The organism is Candidatus Pelagibacter bacterium nBUS_29 (genome assembly GCF_051200905.1).
Classification (GTDB): domain Bacteria; phylum Pseudomonadota; class Alphaproteobacteria; order Pelagibacterales; family Pelagibacteraceae; genus Pelagibacter.
Map to the genome: position 1 here is coordinate 954,913 of NZ_CP172843.1, position 11,413 is coordinate 966,325.

The 11,413-nt window shown below is 31.4% G+C and carries 9 protein-coding genes; 2 read left to right on the top strand and 7 right to left on the bottom strand.

Annotated features, from left to right (window positions below):
- Position 1: 1 nt before the first annotated feature.
- Entirely contained in the window at positions 2-649 is a 648-nt protein-coding gene (locus tag ACIJYA_RS05150; protein ID WP_435087747.1) for a phosphatidylserine decarboxylase, read from the bottom strand.
- Between the two features lie 75 nt (positions 650-724).
- Between ACIJYA_RS05150 and ACIJYA_RS05155 the strand changes: the two genes are divergently transcribed.
- Positions 725-1,939 carry an NADP-dependent isocitrate dehydrogenase gene (locus ACIJYA_RS05155; protein ID WP_435087749.1) on the top strand — a complete coding sequence of 405 codons (1,215 nt, stop codon included), beginning with the start codon at positions 725-727 and terminating at the stop codon, positions 1,937-1,939.
- Here ACIJYA_RS05155 and alaS read toward each other — a convergent pair.
- Positions 1,931-4,597: an alanine--tRNA ligase gene (gene alaS, locus ACIJYA_RS05160; protein WP_435087751.1), complete on the bottom strand. Its 2,667-nt coding sequence runs from the start codon at positions 4,595-4,597 to the stop codon at positions 1,931-1,933. The genes ACIJYA_RS05155 and alaS overlap by 9 nt on opposite strands.
- Positions 4,598-4,715: 118 nt before the next feature.
- On the opposite strand from alaS, the gene ACIJYA_RS05165 reads away from it, so the two are divergent.
- Positions 4,716-7,016, top strand: a complete 2,301-nt coding sequence (locus ACIJYA_RS05165; RefSeq protein ID WP_435087753.1) for a tetratricopeptide repeat protein — start codon at positions 4,716-4,718, stop codon at positions 7,014-7,016.
- Between the two features lie 192 nt (positions 7,017-7,208).
- Here ACIJYA_RS05165 and recA read toward each other — a convergent pair whose 3' ends face one another.
- From recA to ACIJYA_RS05190, 5 genes are all read right to left on the bottom strand, one after another.
- Positions 7,209-8,357, bottom strand: coding sequence for a recombinase RecA (gene recA, locus ACIJYA_RS05170; protein WP_435087755.1), 1,149 nt, complete (start codon positions 8,355-8,357; stop codon positions 7,209-7,211).
- Between the two features lie 107 nt (positions 8,358-8,464).
- The gene (locus ACIJYA_RS05175; RefSeq protein ID WP_435087756.1) at positions 8,465-9,757 is read right to left on the bottom strand and encodes a TolC family outer membrane protein; all 1,293 of its coding nucleotides are present in this window, start codon (positions 9,755-9,757) and stop codon (positions 8,465-8,467) included.
- Positions 9,754-10,683, bottom strand: coding sequence for a uridine kinase (locus ACIJYA_RS05180; RefSeq protein ID WP_435087758.1), 930 nt, complete (start codon positions 10,681-10,683; stop codon positions 9,754-9,756). Before ACIJYA_RS05180 ends, ACIJYA_RS05175 begins: the two co-directional genes overlap by 4 nt.
- Positions 10,684-10,691: 8 nt before the next feature.
- Positions 10,692-11,057: a GFA family protein gene (locus ACIJYA_RS05185; protein WP_435087759.1), complete on the bottom strand. Its 366-nt coding sequence runs from the start codon at positions 11,055-11,057 to the stop codon at positions 10,692-10,694.
- A gap of 13 nt (positions 11,058-11,070) precedes the next feature.
- On the bottom strand, positions 11,071-11,268 hold the full coding sequence (locus ACIJYA_RS05190; RefSeq protein WP_435087761.1) for a hypothetical protein: 198 nt from the start codon (positions 11,266-11,268) through the stop codon (positions 11,071-11,073).
- Positions 11,269-11,413: the final 145 nt, after the last annotated feature.

Here is an 11,413-nt window from a genome sequence, read left to right on the forward strand (position 1 = left end):
TTTATTTTTTAGCCAACAAAGTCTCACCAGAAATAGTTTTTTGCCCAACTTTTACTAAAGGTTCATAATTCTCATAATAAATATCCGCGCGACTTCCAAATCTAATCATGCCAATTCTATCACCTTGGTTAACTTCTTGACCATTATCTGTTTCACAAACAATTCTTCTTGCAACAAGTCCAGCTATTTGAACTACTATTATATCGTTTCCACTTTTATCTTTTATTTTATAATAATTTCTCTCATTATCCTCACTTGCTTTGTCTAAAGATGCGTTGAAAAACTTTCCAGGTTTATATAATATTTCCTCAACTTTTCCTGAACAAGGTGTTCTATTTACATGACAGTCAAAAACATTCATGAACACACTTATCTTTTTAAATCTTTTATTTTCTAAACCAACTTCTTTAGGTCCATCAACTTCTTCAACTTTAATTACCTCTCCATCTGCTGGACTTACTAGATAATTATCGTCTTCTATTACAACTCTTTCTGGATCTCTGAAAAAATAATAAACCCACACAGTTAACAGTAAACCTATCGTTCCAAGAAAACCACTTAGAGATAATAAAATTATTGTAATGAAGCCTGCAATAACTAAAAATTTGTAGCCTTCTGTGTGTATCTTTGGAAATATCTTGCTAATCATTTTCTTCTATTTGCTAATTTTTGATTAATATGTATATAAACCATTCAAATTCAATTAATAAGATAAATTATTTTAATGAGTAAAATCAAGGTAAATAACCCAGTTGTAGAGCTTGATGGCGATGAAATGACTCGTATCATATGGGAGTTTATCAAGAATAAACTAATTCTTCCGTATCTTGATCTTGGAATTGAATATTATGATCTTGGTATGAAAAGTAGAGACAATACTGACGATCAGATCACAATAGACTCAGCAAATGCCATTAAAAAAATTGGTGTTGGAATTAAATGCGCAACAATTACACCTGATGAAGATAGAGTTAAAGAATTTGACCTTAAAAAGATGTGGAGATCTCCTAACGGAACTATAAGAAATATTATTGGTGGTACCGTTTTTAGAGAGCCAATTATTTGCAAAAATATACCCAAACTTGTGCCTTCTTGGACAGATCCTGTGATCATTGGAAGACATGCTTTTGGAGATCAATATAGAGCAACAGATTTTAAAGTACCCGGTAAAGGTAAGATGGAAGTTAAATGGACTTCTGAGGATGGCAAAGATGAAATAAAATATGAAGTGTTTAATTTTACCGGTCCTGGTGTTGCGCTTTCAATGTATAATTTAGATAAATCAATTGAAGACTTTGCTAGGTCTTGTTTTAGCTATGGCTTAATAAAGAAATGGCCTGTTTACATGTCTACGAAAAATACAATTTTAAAACAATACGATGGTAGATTTAAAGACATATTCCAAGAAATTTTTGAAAAAGAATACAAAACAGATTTTGAAAAAAATAACCTAACGTACGAACATAGATTAATTGATGATATGGTTGCTTGTGCAATGAAATGGAGTGGTAAATATATCTGGGCTTGTAAAAATTATGATGGTGATGTTCAATCTGATACCATGGCCCAAGGTTATGGATCTTTAGGATTAATGACTAGTACCCTATTAACACCTGATGGAAAAGTAATGGAAGCTGAAGCTGCACATGGAACAGTTACTAGACACTATAGAATGCACCAGCAAGGTAAAGAAACTTCAACAAACCCTATTGCATCTATCTTTGCTTGGACGCGAGGATTGGCACACAGAGGAAAACTTGATAACAATGATGAGTTAATAAAATTTGCTCAAACTATTGAAAAAGTTTGTATTGAATGTGTTGAAAATGGCGCAATGACAAAAGATTTAGCTATTTTAATCGGTCCTTCAAGTAAATATTTGACTACTAATCAGTTTTTAGATGAGATTGATGGTAATCTTAAAAAGAAATTAAATTAAAGTTTTTAACTTTTCAAAAGCATCATCAATTTTTGATTGGTCCTGGCCACCAGCTTGAGCAAAATCTTTTCTACCTCCACCTCCTTGACCTCCAATAATCTCTGATCCTACTTTAACAAATTTAACCGCATCAAATTTTTCTGTTAAACTATCGGTAACTCCAACTGCAATTCCAACTTTGTCATCTTTACTTGCAAAAACTATTACAATTCCATCACTCAATTCTTTTTTTCCTTTATCTACAAGTTTTCTTAATTCTTTTGGTTGTAATCCATCGACTTTTTGAAGTCTTAATTTAACTCCATTAATTTTTTCATCTTTAATAATATTTTTTGATTTATCTTCTAAAATTGAATTAACAGAGATTGTTTCTAGTTGTTTTGATAAATTTTTAATTAAAGTTTTTTGATCTGATTGATCTAAGTTTGGTTTTCCACCTAATTTAGATATTTGTTCACTTAATTCTTTAATAAACTCATCATTTTTTTCTGAGGAAATATTAGATAATTTCTCTTTATTTTGTAAAAAATCTTCTAATTGCTTATCTCTTAGAGCCTCAATTCTTCTCACTCCTGCTGCAATTGAAGATTGGCTAATTATCTTAAATTTACCAATATCACTCGTATTTTTTACGTGAGTACCACCACAAAGTTCTGTTGAAAAATACTTCCCTTCATCATCTCCCATTGAAAGAACTCTAACCTCGTCACCATACTTTTCTCCAAATAGAGCTAATGCTCCGTTTTCTACTGCTTCATCTGGTGTCATTAGACGAGTTTTTACGTCTGATTTTTTTGAAACCATTGTATTCACAAATTTTTCTATCTTATCAATTTCATCTGTTGCTATTGGCTTCATATGACTAAAATCAAATCTTAAACGGCTTGGTTCAACTAGAGAGCCTTTTTGTGTTACATGATCACCTAATACTCTTCTTAAAGACTCGTGTAACAAGTGAGTTGCGGAATGGTAAGCCCTGGTATCATCTCTTCTTTTAGTATCAATTTTAAGTTCAACACTTTCATCTATCTTTATTGATCCACTAATAACTTTTCCGTAATGCACATATAGATCACCTAATTTCTTTTGAACATCTGTTACTTCGAAATTAAAATTATTTGCAATAATTTCACCTGTATCCCCTACTTGACCTCCAGATTCTCCATAAAATGGAGTCTGGTTGACAATAATCATGCCTTCATCATTTTCTTTTAATTCATTAATTTCTTTATTGTTTAATAGAAGTGATAAAACTACTCCCTCTGCCTGGTTACTTTCATAACCTAGAAATTCTGTAGCTCCTAACTTATCTTTTATTCCAAACCATATATCTTCAACTGCAGCATCTCCAGATCCTTTCCAATTTTTTTTCGCAAGTTCTCTGCTTTCTTTCATCAATGATTGAAATTTATCTGTATCAATTGACATTGATTTATTTCTTAAAATATCTTCTGTAAGATCTAATGGAAATCCATAAGTATCATATAATTTGAATGCTACTTCACCAGGTAATACTTTATCTATTTTAGACACCTCATCATTTAAAATTTTAATTCCTCGATCTAAAAGAACTAGGAACTTCTCTTCTTCCATTCTTAGTGTTTCTTTAATTAAAGACTCCGCTCTTACTAATTCAGGATAATTACCTGACATTTCATTTTTGAGCGTATCAAATAAATTAAAAAAAACTGGATCCTTAGATCCAAGTAAATGGGAATGCCTCATACCTCTTCTCATTATTCTTCTTAGGACATAACCTCTACCTTCATTAGAAGGTAGTACGCCTTCCGCTATTAAAAAAGCGCTAGCTCGCAAATGGTCTGCAATAACTCTAAAACTAGATTGGTTAGATTGATCTTGTTTTATTTTAATTATGTCAGATGCTGAGCTTATTATTTTTTTAAAATGATCTGTTTCATAATTGTCGTGCGTACCCTGAAGTAAGGCTGCTATTCTTTCTAGCCCCATACCAGTATCGACAGATGGTTTTGGTAAATCTATTCTTTTATCTTTCGAAATTTGTTCAAATTGCATGAAGACTAAGTTCCATATTTCTATAAAACGATCACCATCTTCATCTTTTGTACCAGGTAACCCACCAGCTAAATGATCTCCATGATCATAAAAAATTTCTGAGCATGGTCCACAGGGGCCTGTTTCGCCCATTGACCAAAAGTTGTCGGATGTTGCTATTCTTATAATCTTATCATCACTAAAACCTGCAATTTTCTTCCAAAAATTGAAGGCTTCGTCATCTTCATGATAAACTGTTACATAAAGTCTATTTTTATCTATACCAAAATCTTTTGTAATTAAATTCCAAGCATAATGAATTGCCTGTTCTTTAAAATAATCTCCAAATGAAAAATTTCCTAACATTTCAAAAAATGTGTGATGCCTTGGTGTATAACCAACATTCTCTAAATCATTATGTTTACCGCCTGCTCTTACACATTTTTGAGAAGTAGTTGCTCTTTGATAATCTCTTTTCTCTAACCCTGTAAACACATTTTTAAACTGAACCATACCTGAGTTAGCAAACATTAAAGTAGGGTCGTTATTTGGGACTAAGTTGCTAGACTCTACAATCTTATGATCATTCTTTTCAAAATATTTTAAGAATGTATTTCTTATTTCGTTTAAAGATTTGTCTGCCATATTTTTAAAATACAGCTTTTTTATTCTATGTCTAGATAACAGTAAGAGAAAAAATATAAATCAAGTTAATAATTACATCGCCTAGACACCTTATTATAGATTTGGTAGCGTCTACTTTGTGAAAAAAATCTCTGATAATCTTTTAGAACCATCTCAGCAACAATTAAATAATTTATTAAAATACTATCAAACTGGACAATATATTGATGCTGAAAAACTATCTTTATCTATAACTCAAGAATTTCCTAAACATCAATTTGCCTGGAAAGTGCTTGCTGCTGTGCTCAAACAAAAAGGTAGGATAAATGAGTCATTAATTGTCAGTCAAAAATCTGTACAGTTAGATCCACAGGATGCCGGAGCCCACTACAACTTGGGTATCACACTGCAAGAACTGGGAAGATTAGAAGAAGCTGAAACAAGCTATAGACAAACAATATCATTAAGATCTGACTTGGCCGAAGTACACCACAACTTGGGTATCATATTGCAAGAACAGGGTAGATTTAAAGAAGCTGAAGCAAGCTACAGACAATCAATAACATTAAAACCTGACTTGGCCCAAACACACCATAGCTTGGGTAACGTAATGTTAAAACAAGGGAAATTAAAAGAAGCTGAAGCAAGTTATAGACAATCAATAACATTAAAACCTAACTTAGCCAAAGCACATAACAACTTGGGTATCATATTAAAAAAACAAGGAAGATTAGAAGAAGCTGAAGCAAGCTATAGACAAGCAATAAAATTAAAACCTGACTTAGCTCAAGCACATAGCAACTTGGGTGTCATAATGAGAGAACATGGAAGATTAGAAGAAGCATGCTCTGCTTTTATTCAAGTAATTAATTTAAAACCAGATTTCACTGATGCCTATGCAAATTTTGCTATAGCTATTAAAAAAATAAGGTTCACTTTATCAAACATTAAGCTCTACCCAATTTTAATCCAACTATTAAATACTGGTAATTATGTACGTCCTTCGGAATTGGCTCCCAGTATTTTAAGTCTCTTAAAACATGACCCTCTAATTAAAAATTTATTGCTCGAAGAAAATTTTGCTACAAACCTAAAAGAGGCAAATTCCATAATTAGTAGCCTAGATAAACTTACGCTTCTTCACCATCTGATGCGTGTATGCCCGCTTCCTGATCTTCAGTTTGAAAAATTCTTTGTAAATATGCGTAGTTTAATTCTTACGAATCTGGATAATTTCGACTCTACTCCTGAGTTCATCCATTTTTTATCTAATCTTTCTCTTCACTGTTTCACTAATGAATATATCTACTTTGAAAAAGACGAAGAGACTAAATTAATTAAGAATTTAGAGAATGAGATTACACAATCCATTGCAAAATCAGAGCAACCAGAAGCCAAAAAGATTTTGTGTTTAGCGTCTTATCGTCTATTACATCAATATAATTGGTGCCAAAAAATAGAAGCTCTCGATAATTTAATAGAGGTAAAATTTCGACTAATTGAAGAGCCTTATAGTGAGAAAGCGATAGTGACAGAAATTCCTATTTTAGGAAAAATATCAGACAATGTGTCTAGCAAAGTAAGAGCACAGTATGAAGAAAACCCCTATCCAAGATGGGTTAAAATAGGATTAGCTTCAAAAGCGAAATTAATCTCTGAGATTAGTGATGAAGAAAATCTTCATCTTCATTCAAAAAGTATTAAAAACGTGATTGCTCCAGATATACTTGTTGCTGGTTGTGGTACGGGACAGCACTCTATTGGAACAGCCTCTCGTTTTTCTGACTGCCAGGTCACTGCTATAGATCTAAGTCTTGCAAGTCTCGCATATGCTAAGAGGAAGACGACTGAGCTTGGAATTACTAATCTAGAATATTTGCAAGCAGACATCTTGTTGCTAAATCAGCTAAAAAAAAAATTTGACATCATTGAAAGTGTGGGTGTTCTTCACCATATGGATGAGCCCATGGCTGGCTGGAGAGTTCTCACGGATCTCCTAAAGCCCGGCGGTTTGATGAAGATAGGTTTATATAGTGAGTTGGCTAGACAACCTATAGTAGAGATTCGAAAGGAAATCATATTACAAAAAGTGGGTACAACAGAGGCTGACATTAGAAAATTCAGACAATCACTAGTAGAGTCTAAAGACGAGTATCATCAGCGATTAACAACGTCGAATGATTTTTTTAGTCTAAGTACTTTAAGAGACTTAATATTTCACGTACAAGAGCATCGTTTTACCCTTCCTCAGATTAAAAAATGTTTAGAGAAGTTGGGGCTAAAATTCTGCGGATTTGAAAATAATGACCTTATCTCAAATTTTAAAAAGTTTTACAGGAAAGAAGTGGATATTTATGATTTAGCGTTATGGCATCAATACGAGGAAATTAACTCTCGATCTTTTGGCGGAATGTACGTATTTTGGTGTCAAAAACTATAAGTATAATTATCCATTGCTAATCTCACATTCAACAGCAGCAAAACACTAAGTTTAAAAACTTACTTCAAAGTAAAAAAATAAAGTAAATTTTGAGTACGAGTGTCTTTGAATAAACTTTGGTTTTCCAAAAACAGTAAGGGAAAAAAGGCGCTTAAACTAAGCGCCTTTTAATAATTAAAGATGACCTTTTAACTAATTTTTTTTAGTAGGAACCACTTCCTCTTTCTTTTCTGCTTTTGGATCTTCAATTTGATCTTTTGCAGCTTTTTCAGGATCTAAAGGGTTTCCTTCAATCTTTTTTTGAATTACACCTGCTTTTTCTCTTATTAACAGTTCTATTTCAGCAGCTACTTTTGGATTTTGAGCAAGATAAGTTTTGGCATTTTCTCTACCTTGACCTATTTTTTCACCCTTATAAGCATACCATGCTCCTGATTTTTCTATAATGTCTGCTTTAGAACCTAGATCAACGAGTTCCCCCATTTTACTAATCCCTTTTCCATACATTAAATCAAATTCAACAACTTTAAATGGTGGTGCTACTTTGTTTTTAACTACTTTAACTCTTGTTGAGTTTCCAATAATTTCATCTTTATCTTTAATTGCACCAATTCTTCTAATATCCATTCTAACAGATGAGTAGAACTTCAACGCATTTCCACCTGATGTTGTTTCAGGGCTTCCAAACATAACTCCAATTTTCATTCTAATTTGGTTGATGAAAATCATCATTGTGTTTGTATTTGAAATTGAACTTGTTAGCTTTCTTAAAGCCTGACTCATTAATCTAGATTGAAGACCAACATGGTGATCACCCATCTCACCTTCAATTTCAGCTCTTGGAGTCAAGGCTGCAACTGAGTCAATTACGATAACTGAAATAGATCCTGATTTAACAAGAGTATCAGCTATTTCTAAAGCTTGTTCACCAGCATCTGGTTGAGAAATTAAAAGTTCTTCTGTATTCACACCTAATTTTTTTGCATAAACTGGGTCTAACGCGTGTTCTGCATCAACAAATGCACAAATTCCACCAGCTTTTTGTGCTTCAGCAACAACTTGTAATGCTAATGTTGTTTTTCCAGAAGACTCTGGTCCATAAACTTCAACTATTCTTCCTTTTGGCAATCCACCTATTCCTAGGGCCAAATCAAGACTTAAAGATCCTGTAGAAACAGACTCAATATCCATTGCTCTTCTCTGTCCAAGCTTCATTACTGAACCTTTTCCAAAATTATCAGTAATTTGTGCTATTGCTGCGTCTAATGCTTTGTTTTTTTCTTTAATATCCATTTCTTGATCTTTAGTAGATTTAACTACTTTTAGGTTACTTTTCGTCATTTTTTGCCTCTTTTTTTAATTTTTTTAACACTCGAATCATGAATTAAATGTACACATTTTGTTCTCATTAGCAATATATTAATTTTTTAGTCAAAAAAAACAAATAATTACTTAAGTTTTAGGTATTGGCTATTTAAAAGGCCAACTGCTTTTAACAGGTTATACTGAGCCATTAGATAATTTCTTTCTGAACTCACTAGAGATAGTTGAGCAGAAAGTAATAGAGAATATGACTGGATAACATCAAGTGTTGTTCTTGATCCTCTTTCATACTCAGCAGCAATTCCTTCATTTGCAATTTTAGCCGCTCTTACTTGTACTTTTACAGAATTTAAAAAACCTTTAGAGGACTCTAAACTTGACCATGCACTTGCTACATTTGTTTCGTTAGTTCTAACAGCATCATCCAATAATAATCTTTTTCTAGTAGTTAAATTAGATTGTTTGTTTATTTTTGATTGTGTTTTTCCACCTGTAAAGAAAGGCCAACTAACTGTTGCCTTTAATACATCTTTTTCTCTTTCATCAACTGTTGAACTTAGATTATCCGAATAGGATCTCTCAAATGATAAAGATGCTGAAGGTTTTAAATCTGATTTTGAGATAGCTACATCTTTTTCAGATTGGGCTAAATCAAATTTAGCAATTTTAATATCTGGATTATTTTGTTTTGATAAATTAATTGCTTCATTTAAAGAATTTGGAATACTTACAATTGATTTTGAATTTTTCTTTAATTGATTAGGATCGGCTATTTTTCCAATAATATTTTCATAAGTTAATTTTGCAATTAACAAATCATTTTTTGCTTGAGTAAATTGAGCTTGAGCACCAGCAAATGAAGATTCGGACTGTGCTAAATCAGTTATTGTAATTTGGCCACGGTCTAATCTAATTTTATCATTTTCAACTTGTCTTTTTAAAAGATTTAAATTTTTTCTATTTATATTTTGCTTTTCTCTAGCTAGTATTAAATTTGTATAAGCATCAACTGCACTATGAAGAATATCTTGTTCTTTTTTAATCAATTTTGCTTTAGCTAAATCTAATGCTGTAATATTTTTTTCAAGAGTTAAATCTCTTCCATAGTCTAGGAGCGTTTGTTCTAATTTTATTGATGTGGTAAATGGATCTACATCATTTATTGTGGCATCTCCTCCACTTTGATTAGTTAATTTATTTGTATTCTCTAAACTTTTAGATCCACTTAAAGTAAGTGTAGGTTTATAATCAGCTTTTGAAATATTAATATCTTCTTCTGATGCTTTTATATTTTCTCTTTCAGCATTCAGTTGAATATTATTTTGATAAGTTTGATTTAAAGCATCGTATAAAGTAACTGCAAAAGCGTTACTAAAGCTAAAGGCTATTAAGCTAACTAGTATTAATATTTTTTTCATTTTAACTTATATACCGCAGATTTAATTTGATGGTTACTGTTTAAATTCAAAATAATAGACGCATATTTAGGCATTTTTTTGAACATGTTTTCTGTAATTCTTTGATAAGTTTGCATAAAATTTATCACATCCCCTTTACTCATAATTTTGTGACTAGAAGACTTTTTAGTATTTAACCATAATTTGTGCTCTTGTTTTAGTCTCCATTTTTGAAGCAAGGTAAAGTTTTTAGCTTTTAGATAAATCATACAATTAAGTTGGGAATATAATTTCTTATATTTGGTCTTTAGTTGCTGATTAACATATCTTCTCCAGACTAACTTTTGATCATTTACTTTTTCAAGTGAATTTATTGATTTTTTAAGAGTTTTATTCTCTTCTGCCTTGGCTCCTACACACCAACCTTCAAATAATATTACATCAGGTTGTTCTTTTATCTTATACCAATTTTTTTTAGGAAATCTGTCATCAACCGCTTTATTAAAGTTTGGTAAATCGATTTTCTTAAAGTTTTTACTTTTTGCTTTTTTAAAAAAGCTTAACATCATTTGTACATCGTGTGTTCCTGGCACTCCTCTTGTAGCTAACATTGAATGAACTTTCTTTGATAAGTTTAATCTTTCTTTTCGAGTTTTATAAAAATCATCAATAGATATTTTAAACACTTTTAACTTAAAATACTTTTCTAATATAATCTTTATAATTGAACTTATTGTTGTTTTGCCAGTTCCCTGCCCACCTGCCAAACCAACGAAGTAAGGTTTTTTATTATTTGCTTTTTTTGCAATCCAAAAACACATTGGAATTAAAAAAGACTTAAGCATCCCCTCTTTATTACCAAACTTTTCTCTAGGTGTTTCTTGTGATTTAATAAATTTAAAACAATCTTTTTTAACTTTACTAAAACACTCTTCGGTAACTTTCATCAAACTTATTATTTTTTTTGGTCCATTGGATGGTTCTTTCCATCTATCAAAGTTATATCTTTTAAGTTTGCTACATCGACTTCATCAACACATCCTAAATTAAATCCAGTCATCGCAGTATTGCTTCTTGGATTGTGATGGGTGTAAATTCCACATTCAGAACAAAAATAATGTTTAGCAACTTTTGTGTGAAATTGGTAAAGTTTTAATTTATCTTCTCCCTTGGTAATTTTAAAATCTTCATTTTTAACCATGCCCATAGTTGCACTTTTTCTTTTACAAATTGAACAATTACATTTCACAATTTTTGCTAATTCATTAACTGGAACATTAATTTCAGCTTCAATAGCTCCACAGTGGCAATTTAATTTCATATAACTCTCTTTCTTAATTTGATTGATGCTCTTTATAAATTTGTTCTCTACTCTCTTTATTCATCCCTTTAGTTTTTTCTATAAATTCATTTCTTAATTCTCTTGTTTTAAATATATAAAAACAAACTGTATCTTTGCTATGATAAATAGCTTTTAACTCATCTTCTATATTGTTTAACTCTTTTGGTATTTCAGCTTTGATACAAATCATTAATCTATTTTCCTAAATTTAAACTACTAGTGGTTGGAGTTATCCACAATAGCACAAAATGTAGTTTTGGATGTTCACGTTTTGATTCACTTTTGATTCAGTTACAGACTCAAAATACAACCTCTTGAGTGTATTGTATAAATAG